Source organism: Azospirillum argentinense (assembly GCF_000632475.1).
In the GTDB taxonomy this organism is placed as follows: domain Bacteria; phylum Pseudomonadota; class Alphaproteobacteria; order Azospirillales; family Azospirillaceae; genus Azospirillum; species Azospirillum baldaniorum.
In genome coordinates, this window is sequence record NZ_CP007793.1 from 2392757 (window position 1) to 2407151 (window position 14395).

The window sequence follows — 14395 nt, forward strand, 5'->3', positions numbered from 1 at the left end:
TGTATCATTGCCCGCGCCAGGCGAACCCGACCCGCCGACGTCTTGCCGCCCAAGGCCGGGCTAGTGCCTCTTGCAGGACGGCACGCGCCCCCACGAGCACGACCTGGCGCTCCGCGCGGGTGACCGCGGTATAGAGCCAGGACGGATCGAGGACTTGGCTGCGGTAGAGCGGCACCACCACGGACGGGACTTGGCTGCCCTGGGCCCGGTGGCAGGTGATGGCATAGGCCAGGGCGAGGTCGATCAGGTCGTCACGACCGATCTCGTGCGCCTCGCCGTAGCCGTCGAACTGGACCAAGCAGGAACGCTGCTCGCAATCGATGGAGACAATATGCCCGAGGAGGCCGTTGAACAATCCCCGCTCATAGTCGTTGCGGAGCCACACCACCGGGTCGTGAGAGCTGAACCATTGGCCAAGGTGGCCCTTCAGCTCGGCGGCGCTCCGCGTCTGGACATGCCTGGCGTGCAGCCGCCTATTCATTTCCTCTATGCCGGCGCCGCCCTTGTGCGTGGCCGCGACAATCAGCGTCTCACCCGCGCGGCCGCCCAACTCGCACCAGACGCGCTCGACGGTGGCAGGCAGATCGGCCTCGTCTACCTCGACCATGCTCACGCCTTCGCCGATACCGACGTAGTCGGCGAACACAGGCACGTGGCCGTCCCGCAGGGCTGCGGCGGCAGCCGGAATGCCGCTCTTCGGCCCCTGCCGGTGGACAATGCTCAGCCGCGCCGTGATGGCTGCGTCGGCTACCAGCCGGTGGTAGACCAAGCCGAATCCTACCGGGGGCAACTGGGCCTCGTCGCCTACTAGCAGCAGGCGGGCCCCCTGCGGCATGTGGCGCAACAGGGCATGGATGGTGGCGAGGTCCACCATTGAGCTCTCGTCGACCACAACCAAGGTTTTCGGCGTGATCTGGGCGAGGCCCGACAGACGCTTCTCCGACCTCTCCCGTTCAGCCTTCGAGAGGGTCCGGTCGGAGAGCTCCTCGACAGTACTGGCGCGCATCTCCAGCTGTCTGAGCAGGCGGGCAAGGGTCATGGCGAGCCGCTTGGTTGATTGGCTCAGGCGGAGCGCCGCCTTGCCGGCCAGAGCGCAGAGAACAAGCTTGCCGCCTTGTCGCTCCCAGAGGTCGCACACGGCCTTGATGGTGGTCGTCTTGCCCACTCCGGCGCCGCCTTGCAGGCACCCTAGCGGTCGCCGCAGAAGAATTTGGACAGCCTCCTGCTGCTCAGGGTGCAATGACCGCCGGTCCACGACAAAGTCCTCCAGCAGCGCGGCTAGGGCCTTCGGCGTGGGCATCTCCACAGGCGAGGGATATGCGGGAGACAGCATGCCGTGCAGGCGCTCCGCGACAGCACTCTCCATAGTCGCACAACCGGGGGCGCGCCAAACATCCTGGCCGGGAATGATGGCTCCGTTCCGCTCGCCAGCGGCGACGGCTTCGGCGAGCAAGGGTGAACCAGCGGCAGCGCCCAAGGCGCGGCCCACCAGTTCGCGCAGGATCTCGTCAGGGATAGCCGTGTGGCCATCCGCGATCATTCGTTTGACGACCGCGTCCACAGCACCTACGAGCCGGCGCGGGTCACGCCGGGGGACATGGCATCCTGCCTCCGCCAGCAGCTGAAGGCCGAGCTCGTCCACCTTGGACCAAGGCAACAGGGCGACCAGCATGTAAGGATTGTCGGCCACCCGCTCGACAGCATCCGGACCCAGGATATGGGCCACCCGCATGGCGATCCTGACGTCCTCGACCCCACGCTCGGCGAGCCAAGTCATGGCCCTGGTCTGGGCGGCCGCCTCGCGCCAAGCCCGTACGCAGGCGACAGCGAGCCGGGGGGCCAGGTTGGAACGGTCGGGGGCGAGCACGGGCGCGAGCAATGGCACGCTATCCTCGCTGGACAGCACATCGCCTAAGGACACGCCGAACCTCTGCCACAGCGCCTCAGCCCGTTCAGGGCCGACGCCGGGGGCGTGGGCCGCCAGAAAGTCTCGGACCAACCGACCGCTCGGCATGACGCGCACAGCGCGCGTGGTCTCGATCTGTGGTCCCCAGGAAGTGTCCCGAACCTCGCCTTCGACGTCCCAGACCTCTCCCGGCGCAGGACGACCGACAAGGGCGCCGGCGCTCGCTTTGACCCGGATGACGTCGCCCTCGAGCGGATGGCCGAAATCCTCCACCCTGGCCGACAGGATGGTGCCGAAGTCCCGCTCGCTGACAATGGTCTGGACTGCGACGCGCATCAACGCACCTTGCCCGTCCGCATCACCATGCCCGTCTCCTCCAGCAACGCCAATTGTCCGCGCAGGGCCTCGATCTCGCGGCGCTGCCGCTCGATCAGGGCCTCGCGCTCCGCCAGGGTCCGCGCAAGATCGCTGCGGTCCGCCTGGGCGCGGGTGATGCGCTCTGCAACGGCTTTATCTTCAGCGTCGAGCTGGGCACGGCTACCAATGGGTAGGAGCCCCTGAGCTTCGGCGACGGCGTTGACGAGGCTGGCCAATTCAGGCTCATCGTAGAAATACTGCTCTCGGCTGATCTTTAGCCCTAGTGCCCGCGTCAGACCGCGGACGCTGACCTTGTCACCGATCATGGGCAACGTGGGCTGGCGCCCGGCTTCGGGCTGCCGTTCCCAAGCGGCCATCTGCTCGTCGAGATAGGGCTCAAGAAGGGCTCTGATTTCGGCTACAACAAAACCGGGACGCCCCATGGTTCACTCCATCGCGACGCACTTCGGGCCGCCCGCAAGGGCATGTTCCCTCGCGAGGATGATCTGCTGCGGCTCCTGCTCGGCAAAAGCATTCATCAAATCATCGCAGAATTGCTCTGGCAGGAGGCCAGCCCGCACGCTTTCCTCTGCCAACGAGCTCTCCCCATCCATCAAGCGCAGCGTTCCCTCGCGCCCGATCCGCAGCATTAGGAAATCGGTTAGCCGGTTTCCGACATAGAGCGAGAGGCCCTCGTCCATGTCCAAGAACCTGGGCTGGAGCCCGTTGCGGGAGAGCATGCGATCAAAGCGCTTCAAACGAAACTCGTTGGCGTATTGGGGCAAGTTGCCGCGGGCGGCAAGCGACGGATACACGACACTCGCCCTGCACAGCCGGTCGGCCAATTCCCATTCAGTGGACTCTTCCAAAGCGGCGGTCACCGATGGCACGTCGCCGACGACGAGAGCCACGCCTGCGGCCTCTTCCGTCTGCCGCCGGAAGGCTAGGGAGGTAACCTGCTCCTGCAGCGTCCACAAGTTTGCCATCTCCACTGCCAGTTGGGCGGCGCGCGCGTCGATCTCTTCCAGCCGATCAGCCAGCCTGAACCATTCCCGGTGATCAAGGAATGGCGTACCGGTCGCATCCGCGGTCCGCCGTTCGGCGTCAAGGCGCTCGTAACTCGCTCCGATCTGCTCTCTCGTCCTGTTCAGGCCTGTGGCCTCGAACGACCGCGCGTTGAACTCCGCTTGAATGCCATGCAGGAAGGGCTCGCCGCTGATGCTAAAGCGACAGCCGGCACAATTGCTCCGTCCACCCACGACAGGCCCGTAATCGTCCGCCCCTTTTTTCCCCGAGAGCTTCGCCCCACCTTTGTGGCACATGGCGCCGCCCACGGGGCAAATGCCTATTGGTACTGGCACCAAGCTCCCTGGGGAAGCGTTCGAAAAGGCAAGGAGCCCCGCTTCGCTTTGATGAGCCACGGCACGGGTAAGATCCTTGAAGGCTTGTGACCGCTGGTGCCTTAGCCAGTTATCTTGCTCCTGTTGCAACAGCGCCGCGTCTGCTTCGGACAATTGGTCGGCAATGAACACCGTGCTGTGCTTGGTATAGTAGAGGGTCATCGTAACCACGGCATGGCCCACGACCTTCATCATGACCTCCGGAGCCACCTTGCCCGTTTCGATCAGGTTGGTGACGATGGAGACGCGCAGTGAATGCAGGTCGTAAACAGCTGAACTCGGGGACCCATTCGGATTGCGCGTACCAATTAGTATGATGGGCTGGTCGTCGGGGCCGGTAATGCCGCTGGCGGCAAGCCTGCGCTCCAACTCGTCCATTAACTTCAACCACAGGATGTTGATTTTGTGATTGAAGATCGGCTCGTCCCGGCGTCCGACCTTGTTGGTGGCGTCACGGAACAGGAAGCAGTTCTCCATCCCTTCCAACGTCCGCTTGGCGACCCTGCCCCGCATCTCCAACAGCTTGCCCCATGGCGTCGGAGCGCTGACCGGGTTGTAGATCTTCTGCCAATCTGCGAGGTACATCAGAACCTCGGCGACATCGTCAGGCAACCAGGGACAGGTATAACCCTTCTGCCAAGCCTCCTTATCGATGTCCGCGGTCTTGTTCGTTGTCAAACGGGCCGTCAGGATTGTGCGGCCCCCTTTGTTGTCCGCAGTAGCCTGGATCACGCCCCGCTGTACCGGATTCGCCGGATTCCCTTGCTGCAGAGGGCCGTGATTGAGCACCATGGAGCGGTTTGCTCGATCATAAATGTACGTATCCGCCGAGCCATCATCCGTGGTGCGCACCTGCACGGTGCGGAAAGGCATCCGCAGCTTTACGAATAAAGCTACAGCCCGCGCTGGGCACCAGACCTCCTCCTGCTGCCCCGTCTCCGGGTTGCGCCAAGTAATCCAATCTCCTCCTTTTGGACCATTAAATAATTTCTTGGCCCAAGCCCAGTCGTTTTCGCTCAAGATCTCAAGCGTCATGCGGATGTAGCGTGTCGGCATGGCCTCACGCACGGTTTCGTCTGGGATATAACCGCGCTGCCTGCGCTGCACGGGATTATACAGTCCGGGCATCCGCACGGGATTACCCTCATCATCCTCGGTGGTGAACTTTGTCGCCAAAACCCAGTCCAAAAAGTGGAAAACGTGGTTCGCGCAGAAGCTGCTTTCAGGATCAAAGGCGGGTGTTAGTGGTGTATCCGAGGGGCGGCGTTTTTCTAGGAAGACTTTCGGTTCGCGAGGCAGCGCTGGGTTCTTCGCCACGTGGGCGAGGAACTGGCCAACAAAGGTGAGCACTTGATCCAAGTAGCCGCTTCTACCCGCCAGGTACTCCTCTGCAAAGCTTCTCCATTGTTCCATGCGAGGATCAATTTGCAGGACCCAGGAGAAGGTCAAATCCCTCTTCCTCCCACGCTTGAAAAATGGGAAATCCAAGGCCTCATGCCAAACGAGATCCCCGTGGTCACGCTGCTGCAAGGTGACAAGGGCTTGCGCCAAGGCCCTGCGGTATTGTTTCCCAGGATCGCCGACGATTGTATCGGGCGTAAGAGTGCGGATCAAAACCGGGTAGGGCTGAGGTAAATCAACGGCTTCAGCCCACTTTCCACGGGTTTTGATAGGAGCTCTAAGATCACCAACAGACTCGATACCGATCGCACGCAGCAGCATGCGCTCGAGCCGACTTGACACAGCTCGCGCAAACTCTGGCGCCACTCCAGTCGCCTTTACGGCGTCAACCACAGCATCCGCGATAGGGTGGTCAAAGTTGTGTACTTGCCCGGAAAATGGGTCATTGACGGCCGGCAGCGCCAACACACCAGCCTCCCACATGGCATGACAAAGTTTTCTAATGGCGCTCCTATCTTTTGCCACCCACGGACTTAGAGTGCGTAACAAAACCGGCTGGGAACGGTTGGTAGGGGCATGGCAGCCCCTCTTGTTTGCGACGCCTTGTGGGCGATCATCGAACCTCTGATCCCGCCGGAGCCGCCCAAGCCGAAAGGCGGACGGCCCCGGCTGTGCGATCGTGCTGCGCTGACCGGCATCCTGTTCGTGCTGCGCACGGGTATTCCTTGGGAGCTTCTGCCGGTGGAGATGGGCTGCGGCTCGGGTATGACCTGCTGGCGGCGTCTGCACGAGTGGCATCGGGCTGGCGTGTGGGAACGGCTGCATCGTGTGCTGCTCGACCGTCTCGGCTATGCCAACGCCATCAACTGGGATCGTGCGGCGGTGGACAGCGCCAGCGTCCCGGCAAAAAGGGGGGTGAGGAGACCGGCCNGAACCCGACGGATCGCGGCAAGCCGGGCTCCAAGCGCCACATCCTCGTCGATGCTAACGGCATCCCGCTCGCCCTGAGGATCTCGCCAGCCAACCGGCACGACAGCAAGCTGCTGGAGGCGCTGGTCGATGCCGTGCCGGCGATCCGCCAGTGTGCGGGCCGGCCCCGGCGGCGACCGGCCAAGCTGCATGCCGACAAGGGCTACGACTTCGCTCACTGCCGGCGGGCGCTGCGCCAACGAGCGATCATTCCGCGGATTGCCCGGCGTGGCGTCGAAAGCAGCGAGCGTCTCGGCCGATATCGATGGGTGGTCGAGCGTACGCTCGCTTGGTTTGCCCGCTTCCGCCGCATCGCCGTCCGCTACGAACGGCGCGCCGACATCTTCACTGCCTTTCACCATATCGCGGCCAGCCTCATCTGCTGGCGCTTCGTCCAGAGATGGTTCTGTTAGGCGCTCTTACGGCCTTCAGCCATTCACCCTTTGCGTCCATCAGGACGTCAATGACGGTGCCGAGGGTGCCGGCATCGGGACTGTCCATTAGCGGAGCGATAATCCCCCTCATGTGCACGGACGGCTTAAACTGCACTGGCTCCATGTCGTCCCGGAACCTGCGCAAGCGCTCCGCAACCCTGGCAAGATCCCAGAGCTCCATCGGCAGGACAAGAAAAAGATCTGGAGCGTCGTTTTTAATAATTTCGCGGCCAGTAAGATGACTCTGCGTCGGAGTGAAGTACTTGTCTTGCCAATATTTACCTCCGGTCATTTACTGATCCACTCCAGACGGTTTTTCGCCACGATCCGCTGTTCGGCAGCACGCATCGCATCGCTGACTGCAGCGATGTCCGCTTCCGTGTACACGTCCTGGCTGAAAGCTGATTTGTGGTGTAGAGCCGCCTGCCGGACCTTCCTTGTCAAGACGTCACCCGCAGACTCTAGCCAGCGGCCGTAGGCATGACGGTGTCCGTGCGGGGTCGTCCCAAGGTGCTTTGCGGCAACCAAGCCGATCCGGCGCACGGCGGCGCCATGCACCTTCTCGTACCCATGAACCGTCATCGGCTCAGCGTCCGGTGTAACGAACAGATAGGGATGCCCAACAATCCTTGGCCTCGTCTCAACGTATAAGCGATAGAGCTTTAGGAACGCACGGGCCGCTTCTTGCGAGTTCCAGTAGACCGTCAGAAACTTATGGCGTTGGTCATCAAGCTTCGGGTCCTTAAAACCCACCCGACGCTTGCCGGGCTGCTGCGTCAGCGCTAGGCGACCGTAGACCAACTGGAGGTACTGAGCCCGGGTGATAAGCCGGTCCCGCCCCGTGGTGGGGTCCTGATACTCGTGGACACCGTCTGTGGGGTGGTACACCCGCACCACCGGAAGGGTTTCATCCTCTGGATGAATATAAACATCGTCAACCCATAGTTGTAGAGCTTGTGAGATACGCTGTCCGCCATGGTGCAGGAGCAAGGTGATCAGCTGATCCCTGTAGGTGGTCCACCGGAGCTGTGGCCGACGCTCGAAGCCGTATCGCAGCAGGTCTGGGAACATGTCGTCCGGGAACGCTTTGGCGTCGCCGTCCGGCAGCGCCGGCTTGTGTCCGCGAACTCTCACGGTCCGGGTCGTGTGCTCCTGCGCCCGTCGTTTGATGTGCTTCAGAAGGCTTGTCGAACTGACCTTCCGCCACGCCCGCCAGAAAGCGATCTGCTCAGCCATAGTGGCTTGGCGCCTTGGGTTCACGGCCTGCACGCCTCGCTCGTCGACAAGCCAATCCATGAACGTCGTCACTTTCGCGACCGTCCGCCGCGCCACAAGCTGCGACCGCGGGAGCCAAAACAGATCAGAAGGGTCGTTCCCGCCCTTGATCGTGCCCAGAACCAGCGCATCGGCGAAAGCCTGGAACAGCTTTGGACGATCCTGCACATCCAGAAACTCTGTGCCCTGGGCGGCGATGAAGTCGATGAACAGACCAATCGCGGCGGCGTGGGCTTCCTGGGAACCGACCTTCAGGTTGTGGTCGTCGCGGTACTCCGCCCAGGCTGTGAACGGGTGTCCGCCGTCCAAAATGATCGAGATCACAGGCAGCCCCGCGGCGTCGAGGTGCTCGACGCGTGAATGGGCGAAGGGGGGTGGATTCAGATCCAACATTATTATAATGTTGGGTACTTTTTATGCCATGTCAATATCTCCCTTGTCGCTGGGCGATGTTCTGAGCGACGACGCCCGGCCCCATTCGCGCATGGATCATTATGCCCCCACCGGGGGGACGTTCCAGCGACACGCATTTCGGCCACGCCGGCGCGCTCAGCCGCTTCCGCCGCCCCTTCGCGTCGGTCGCGGACATGGACGAGGCCATGGCGGCCAACTGGAACGCCACGGTCGGTCCGGACGACGAGGTCTGGCACCTCGGCGACTTCGCCCTGCACCGCAAGCCGGACGCGATGGCGGCGCTTCTGGAGCGCCTGCACGGCACCAAGCACCTGATCACCGGCAACAACGACGGCCCCGCCACCCTGGCCCTGCCCGGCTGGGCGAGCGTGCAGCCCTACACGGAACTGCTGCTGGACGAGCGGCGGCTGGTGCTGTGCCATTACGCCTTCCGCACCTGGAATGGCATGTACAAGGGTGCGCTGAACCTGCACGGCCACAGCCATGGCCAGCTGAAGGGCATGCCCCGGCAAATCGACGTCGGCGTGGATGTGTGGGATTTCCGCCCGGTCACCGTCCATGAGATCCTGGCCTCGCGGCAGCGGACGAAGAAACGGGAATAGTCCACGCGACACCCGCCGTTGCCGTCCGCAAGGAAAGGCCGACGCAGCGGCTTGTTGAGAAAAGTCGCTCATTCCTGTCCTGCTGCCCTGTCCTGCTGCCCTGTCCTGCTGCCCTGTCCTCCCGCGATGGCCGCGCCCCGTCCGCGTCGCGGAATCGTCGAAAAAGTTCACCTGGGACGAAGCGCGCGCGCTTGACGTCGGGCATAAATCCTATTTATCTATAGGGAATATATATTATAAATACGTCATTGAATTGTTGTTATGAAGCGCCGCAGTCCTCCCGGCGCCGCTGGCCGCTCTGCCCTGACCTGCCCCCCCTTTCTCCCAGACGGAGCCTCGCTTCATGCCGGACACCCTCGTTTCCGCCGAATCTCCCCTTGCCGGTCTTCCGGACGACCTCGTGCCGGCCGCCGAACGCCTGTTCCTGAACGCCCGCACGCCGCAGTCCTGGTCGGACCGCCCGGTCCCGCTGGAGACGCTGCACCGGCTTTACAAGTTGGTCCGGCTGGCACCGACCGCCTTCAACGGCAGTCCGGCGCGTTTCGTCTTCCTGACGACGCCGGAGGCCAAGGAACGGCTGCGCCCGGCGCTGAGCCGCGGGAACCTGTCCAAGCTGGCCGCCGGAGTCATTGCCATCGCCGCCTACGACCGCCGCTTCACCGAACATCTGCCGGTGCTGAGCCCGCATTTCGACCCGACGCCGCTGTTCGCCAAGGATCCCGCCCTGACGGAGACAACCGCCTTCCGCAGCGGCACGCTCCAGGCCGGCTACCTGATCCTGGCCGCCCGGCTGCTGGGACTGGACGCCGGGCCGATGTCGGGGTTCGACGCCGACGCGGTGGACCGGGAGTTCTTCCCCGACGGGCGCCTGCACGCCAACATCCTCGTGGCGCTCGGCCATGCCGAGGGACCGCCGGCCCGTCCCCGCGCTCCGCGCCTGGACCTGTCCCAGGCCGTGACGATCCTGTGAGCCGACCGCGGGACGAGGGCGCACGCCATGACCGTTCCCACCGGGGTGCGGCGCCCGGAGAAGGCGTGAGCCCCTCTGCCGTCTTGCGTCCGCTGGCGCAGGCGCCGGCGGCGGACCTCGCCCGCGTGCGCTTCGTGCTGACCGACATGGACGACACGCTGACTCACCGCGGCCGCCTGTCCGCCCGCACCTACGACGCCATCGAGCGGTTGCGGGACGCCGGACTTCCGGTGCTGCCGGTGACCGCCGCCCCCGCCGGCTGGGCCGACCAGATGGCCCGCATGTGGCCGGTGGACGGGGTGATCGCCGAGAACGGCGGCCTGTTCCTGCGCCCCACCCCGGACGGCGACGCCGAGCGCCGCTTCTGGCACGGGGAGGCGGAGCGGGCGGCGGTCGCGGAACGGCTCGACCGGCTGTCGCACACCATTCGCGAGGCGTTGCCGGGGGTGGAGCCGGCGAGCGACCAGCCCTTCCGCCTGACCAGCCTCGCCTTCCGCGTGCCGGAGGATGCCGGATTGCGGGCGGCCCTGGCCGCGCGCTTTCGGGAGGCCGGGGCGGACGTGACGGTCAATTCGCTGTGGGTGCTGGGCTGGATCGGCGGCTACGACAAGTTGACCATGGCCCGTCGTGTGCTGCGCGAGATCCACGGCCTGGACATCGACGCCGCCGCCGATGCGGTCGCCTACGCCGGCGATTCGCTCAACGATGCGCCGATGTTCGCCCATTTCCCGCTGTCGGTCGGCGTCAGCACGGTGGCCGGCATCCTGCCCAAGCTTTCCGCGCCGCCCGCCTGGATCACCCGCGGCCCCGGCGGCGACGGCTTCGTGGAGTTGGCCGACGCGCTGCTGGCCGCCCGCGGCGCGGTCCGCTGACGCGCAGCGGGGTCGCGATGCTTCCCACCAACCTCGACATGGACGTGCTGCGGGCGCTGGTCATCGCCATGGAGCATGGCGGATTCGCCCGCGCCGCCGAGCGGCTGGGCCGCACCCAGTCGGCGATCAGCCTCCAGATGAAGAAGCTGGAGGAGCAGGTCGGCCAGCCGCTGTTCCGCAAGGCGGGCCGCACGGTGGCGCTGACCGACGCCGGGGATCTGCTGCTGGGCTACGCCCGCCGCCTCGTCGCCCTGAACGACGAGGCGCTGTCCGCCGTGCGCGGGCGGGCGATGGACGGCACCGTGCGGGTCGGCTTCCCGCAGGATCTGGCGGAACGCTGGCTGCCCGCCGTGCTTGGCTCCTTCCACCGCGCCCATCCGCGCATCCATGTGGAGGCGCAGGTGGGCCGCGGGCGCGAACTGCGCGAGAGGGTCGCACACGGAGCGCTCGATCTGGCTTTGGCCTTCGGTGAGATCGGCGACACGCCCGGCATTCCCGGTGCGGCGGCGCTCGCCCACCTGCCGGTGGTCTGGGTGGCGCCGAAGGGATTCCGGGGCGATCCGGAAACCTCCCTGCCGCTCGCCCTGCTCGACGCGCCCTGCATGTTCCGCCAGCACGGGATCGAACGGCTGGACGGCGGCGGGCGGCCCTGGCGCATCACCTTCACCAGCCCCAGCCTGTCCGGATTGTGGGCGGCGGTGGAAGCCGGGCTGGGGGTGACCGTCCGCACCCCTCTGGGCCTGCCGGACACGCTGTCGATCCTCGAACCGGACGGGGCATTGCCGGCGCTCGGCACGGTGCCGCTGGAACTGCACCGCGCGCCGTCCGCGGCCAGCCCCGCGGTGGACCGGCTGTGTGGGATTCTGACCGAATCCCTGGGCGCGATGGTGGCCGACGCCCGATCGGACAAACAACATAGAATATTCGTTGCTTGAGAATTTCTGAACAATCCTGTTTGTGTTTTTTGTTTTTCCTATTTCCGCAATAGGAATAGGCTTTTCCCGTAGCGCCAACCCTGGCCGGCTTCGGGAGGCATCATGACGGCAGCCACCGCGAAAAAGCCGGGACGTTCGTCCCGCGCCGCCACGCTCGCGGCGGGCCTGCGCCGCTGCGCGGTGCCTCTGGCCCTGCTGGCGCTGTGGCAGACCAGCGTCGGGCTCGGCTGGATTTCCACCCGGTCCATCCCGTCGCCCACCCAGATCCTGCTGGCCTTCTGGGAACTGACGGCCAGCGGCGAACTGGCGGTTCATCTGCTGGTGTCGCTGGGCCGGGTCAGCGCCGGGATGGCCATCGGCGTGTCGGTCGGCACGGTTTGCGCCCTGGTCGCCGGTCTGTCGAAGCGGGGAGAGGACGCGCTGGACGCGCTGCTCCAGATGCTGCGCACCTTGCCCCATCTGGCGCTGGTGCCGCTGTTCATCCTGTGGTTCGGCATCGGCGAGGCGCCGAAGATCGCCCTGGTCGCGCTCGGCTCCGCCTTTCCAATCTACCTGAACCTGTTCGCCGGCATCCGCACGGTCGACGCCAAGGTGGTGGAGGCGGTGTCCACCCTCGGCCTCACCCGCCGGGAGCTGATCGCCCTCGTCATCCTGCCGGGGGCGCTGCCCTCCTTCCTGACCGGCCTGCGCTACGCCCTCGGCGTGGCGTGGCTCAGCCTGGTGGTGGGGGAGCAGATCAACGCCTCTAGCGGCATCGGCTATCTGGCGATGACCGCCCGCGACTTCCTGCGCACCGACGTGATCATCGTCGCCCTGATCGTCTACGCCATCCTGGGGCTGCTCGCCGACCTGATCGTCCGGTTGATCGAGCGGTCGGCCCTGGTTTGGCGCCCCGCCTTCATCAAGGAGTGACCCTCCATGAGCCACAGCCTTCCGCAAACCGCCGTTTCCGGGACCGAAGCCGTCGTGACGGTTCGCGGCCTGGTCCGTGGCTTCGGCAACGGCAACGTGCTGGACGGCCTGTCGCTGGATCTTCAGCCGGGGTCCTTCACCGCCCTGCTGGGCCGGTCCGGCTGCGGCAAGTCCACGCTGCTGCGCACGCTGGCGAAGCTGGACCCGGCGCCGCACGGCACGGTCACGCTGCCCGACGAGCGCGCGGTGGTGTTCCAGGAGCCGCGGCTGGTCCCCTGGATGCCGGTTCTGCGCAACGTCACGCTGGGGCTGCGCCATGCCGACGCGGAAGCCCGCGGCCTCGCCGCCCTGGCGGAGGTCGGGCTGTCCCACCGCACCCGCGCCTGGCCGCTGACCCTGTCGGGCGGCGAGGCGCAGCGGGCGGCGCTGGCCCGCGCGCTGGTGCGGGAGCCGCGCCTGCTGCTGCTCGACGAGCCCTTCGCGGCGCTCGACGCGCTGACCCGCCTGCGCATGCAGGGGCTGGTCGAAACGCTGTGGCGCGCCCATGCCCCGGCGATCCTTCTGGTGACCCACGACGTGGACGAGGCGTTGCTGCTGGCCGACCGCGCCCTGGTGATGGCCGACGGCCGGATCGCCGCCGACATCCCGGTCCCGCTCGCCCGCCCGCGCCGCCACGGCAACCCCGGATTCATCGCGCTGCGCAGCCGCCTGCTCTCCGAACTCGGCATCGACGAGGAGCATCTCGCCGGGCAGGAGCCACAGCGCACCGCAACCGATTCCAGATCGGCGGCGCCCGGCGTGGCCGTGGGCGGCTACGCCCTGCCGGCGGGAGCCGTCGCCGCCGCCTCCCACTGACTCCCAAACCGCGGGACTCCCGACCCATGCCGTTCGACCCGACCACCGCTTCCGTTTCCCATTCCCTGTCCGGCGTCGGGCGGCGCAGCCTGCTGCGCGGTGCGGCCGGAGCCTGCGGCGCCCTGGCGCTGGGCGGCCTGCCCGCCCCCTCGCGCGCCGCCTCCGGCCCGACGCCGGAAACCGTGCTCCGCATCGCCGACTACAAGGCGCTGGATGGGCTGGCGCTGGAGGCGTCCGGCCAGTTGCCGACACCCTTCCGGTCGCAGTTCGCCGAGTTCGGCTCCGGCAACCTGATCGTGGAGGCGATCAACGCCGGTTCCATCGACGTGGGGTCGAGCAGCGAGATCCCGCCCGCCTTCGGCATCGCCGCCGGGGCGCGCCTGTCCATCGTCGCCGTCGTCAAGGACGACGTGAACTGGCAGGTGGTGCTGGTTCCGCCAGACAGCCCGATCCGCTCGGTCGCCGATCTGAAGGGCAAGCGCGTCGGCTATGTCCGCGCCACCACCACGCAATACTACCTCGCCAAGATGCTGGGCAAGGTCGGGCTGCGCTTCACCGACATCCAGCCGGTCGCCCTGACCCCGGCGGAAGGACAGGCCGCCTTCGAACAGGGCGCGCTCGATGCCTGGGCGATCTACGGCTATTCCGTGCCCTTCGCCATCAAGAAGGGGGCGCGGGTCCTCGTCACCTCCAACGGCTACCTGTCGGGCAACTACCTGTACCTCGCCTCGCCCGACGCGCTGGCCGAGCCGGGCAAGGCGGCGGCCATCGGGGAGTATTTCCTGCGGCTGCGCCGCGCCTTCGCCTGGCGCGCCGCCAATCTGGAGCGTTGGGCGCAGGTCCATTCCGCGGCCATCGGCGTCTCCGCCGAGATCGACCTGGAAATCCTCCGGAAGAATTCGCGCCAGCGCGACCTTGCCCCGATCACCGACGCCGACGTCGCCTCTGCCCAGAACGTCGCCGACACCTTCCATCAGTTGGGCGTGCTGCCCAGGCGGATCGACATCGCCCCGGCCTTCGACCGCCGCTTCAACGACATCCTGTCGCGTCCGCTCAGCTGACCGGACGCCGCCCCATCGCCACGCACTTGAAG

13 protein-coding genes are annotated in these 14395 nt (G+C 65.9%); 8 read left to right on the plus strand and 5 right to left on the minus strand.

The annotated features are described in order from the left end of the window. Positions 1 to 4: 4 nt before the first annotated feature. From ABAZ39_RS11275 to gmtZ, 3 genes are read right to left on the minus strand one after another with little or no spacing between them, the layout of a single operon-like run. Positions 5 to 2242: an AAA family ATPase gene (locus ABAZ39_RS11275; RefSeq protein ID WP_038529427.1), complete on the minus strand. Its 2238-nt coding sequence runs from the start codon at positions 2240 to 2242 to the stop codon at positions 5 to 7. Continuing rightward, positions 2242 to 2706 (minus strand): hypothetical protein, encoded by a 465-nt coding sequence (locus tag ABAZ39_RS11280; RefSeq protein ID WP_038529429.1) that lies wholly within the window; start codon positions 2704 to 2706, stop codon positions 2242 to 2244. The genes ABAZ39_RS11275 and ABAZ39_RS11280 overlap by 1 nt, the downstream gene beginning before the upstream one ends. A gap of 3 nt (positions 2707 to 2709) precedes the next feature. After that, the gene (gene gmtZ / locus ABAZ39_RS11285; protein WP_160174819.1) at positions 2710 to 5529 is read right to left on the minus strand and encodes a gamma-mobile-trio integrase GmtZ; all 2820 of its coding nucleotides are present in this window, start codon (positions 5527 to 5529) and stop codon (positions 2710 to 2712) included. A gap of 111 nt (positions 5530 to 5640) precedes the next feature. On the opposite strand from gmtZ, the gene ABAZ39_RS34030 reads away from it, so the two are divergent. After that, positions 5641 to 6446 (plus strand): IS5 family transposase gene (locus ABAZ39_RS34030; RefSeq protein ID WP_144243511.1). Its coding sequence is split into 2 segments (ribosomal slippage): positions 5641 to 5968 and positions 5968 to 6446, totalling 807 coding nucleotides; the frame shifts between segments, so codons are not numbered across the junction. On the opposite strand, the gene ABAZ39_RS35540 is transcribed toward ABAZ39_RS34030, so the two are convergent. Continuing rightward, positions 6409 to 6759: a hypothetical protein gene (locus ABAZ39_RS35540; RefSeq protein WP_144243512.1), complete on the minus strand. Its 351-nt coding sequence runs from the start codon at positions 6757 to 6759 to the stop codon at positions 6409 to 6411. The genes ABAZ39_RS34030 and ABAZ39_RS35540 overlap by 38 nt on opposite strands. Then, positions 6756 to 8135 (minus strand): gamma-mobile-trio recombinase GmtY, encoded by a 1380-nt coding sequence (gene gmtY / locus ABAZ39_RS11300; RefSeq protein ID WP_051657960.1) that lies wholly within the window; start codon positions 8133 to 8135, stop codon positions 6756 to 6758. Before gmtY ends, ABAZ39_RS35540 begins: the two co-directional genes overlap by 4 nt. A 101-nt stretch (positions 8136 to 8236) precedes the next feature. On the opposite strand from gmtY, the gene ABAZ39_RS11305 reads away from it, so the two are divergent. From ABAZ39_RS11305 to ABAZ39_RS11335, 7 genes are all read left to right on the plus strand, one after another. Further along, entirely contained in the window at positions 8237 to 8758 is a 522-nt protein-coding gene (locus ABAZ39_RS11305) for a metallophosphoesterase (protein ID WP_038529435.1), read from the plus strand. A gap of 343 nt (positions 8759 to 9101) precedes the next feature. Beyond that, positions 9102 to 9728, plus strand: coding sequence for a malonic semialdehyde reductase (locus ABAZ39_RS11310; protein ID WP_081862974.1), 627 nt, complete (start codon positions 9102 to 9104; stop codon positions 9726 to 9728). A gap of 65 nt (positions 9729 to 9793) precedes the next feature. Continuing rightward, a complete protein-coding gene (locus ABAZ39_RS11315) occupies positions 9794 to 10600 on the plus strand; it encodes an HAD-IIB family hydrolase (protein ID WP_200885620.1) in 807 nt (268 codons plus the stop codon). A 17-nt stretch (positions 10601 to 10617) separates the two neighbouring features. Then, complete coding sequence (locus ABAZ39_RS11320; protein ID WP_038529438.1) at positions 10618 to 11535, plus strand: LysR substrate-binding domain-containing protein; 918 nt, start codon at positions 10618 to 10620, stop codon at positions 11533 to 11535. Between the two features lie 102 nt (positions 11536 to 11637). Beyond that, positions 11638 to 12447, plus strand: a complete 810-nt coding sequence (locus ABAZ39_RS11325; RefSeq protein WP_038529440.1) for an ABC transporter permease subunit — start codon at positions 11638 to 11640, stop codon at positions 12445 to 12447. A 6-nt stretch (positions 12448 to 12453) separates the two neighbouring features. After that, the gene (locus ABAZ39_RS11330) at positions 12454 to 13302 is read left to right on the plus strand and encodes an ABC transporter ATP-binding protein (RefSeq protein WP_038529442.1); all 849 of its coding nucleotides are present in this window, start codon (positions 12454 to 12456) and stop codon (positions 13300 to 13302) included. A gap of 26 nt (positions 13303 to 13328) precedes the next feature. After that, the gene (locus ABAZ39_RS11335) at positions 13329 to 14363 is read left to right on the plus strand and encodes an ABC transporter substrate-binding protein (protein WP_051657961.1); all 1035 of its coding nucleotides are present in this window, start codon (positions 13329 to 13331) and stop codon (positions 14361 to 14363) included. Positions 14364 to 14395: the final 32 nt, after the last annotated feature.

Bases quoted from the DNA above. Each gene is read 5' to 3' on its own strand.
- ABAZ39_RS11275 (WP_038529427.1), bottom strand. From the start codon at position 2,242: ATGCGCGTCGCAGTCCAGACCATTGTCAGCGAGCGGGACTTCGGCACC.
- ABAZ39_RS11280 (WP_038529429.1), bottom strand. From the start codon at position 2,706: ATGGGGCGTCCCGGTTTTGTTGTAGCCGAAATCAGAGCCCTTCTTGAG.
- ABAZ39_RS35540 (WP_144243512.1), bottom strand. From the start codon at position 6,759: ATGACCGGAGGTAAATATTGGCAAGACAAGTACTTCACTCCGACGCAG.
- gmtY (WP_051657960.1), bottom strand. From the start codon at position 8,135: ATGTTGGATCTGAATCCACCCCCCTTCGCCCATTCACGCGTCGAGCAC.
- ABAZ39_RS11305 (WP_038529435.1), top strand. From the start codon at position 8,237: ATGCCCCCACCGGGGGGACGTTCCAGCGACACGCATTTCGGCCACGCC.
- ABAZ39_RS11310 (WP_081862974.1), top strand. From the start codon at position 9,102: ATGCCGGACACCCTCGTTTCCGCCGAATCTCCCCTTGCCGGTCTTCCG.
- ABAZ39_RS11320 (WP_038529438.1), top strand. From the start codon at position 10,618: ATGCTTCCCACCAACCTCGACATGGACGTGCTGCGGGCGCTGGTCATC.
- ABAZ39_RS11325 (WP_038529440.1), top strand. From the start codon at position 11,638: ATGACGGCAGCCACCGCGAAAAAGCCGGGACGTTCGTCCCGCGCCGCC.
- ABAZ39_RS11330 (WP_038529442.1), top strand. From the start codon at position 12,454: ATGAGCCACAGCCTTCCGCAAACCGCCGTTTCCGGGACCGAAGCCGTC.
- ABAZ39_RS11335 (WP_051657961.1), top strand. From the start codon at position 13,329: ATGCCGTTCGACCCGACCACCGCTTCCGTTTCCCATTCCCTGTCCGGC.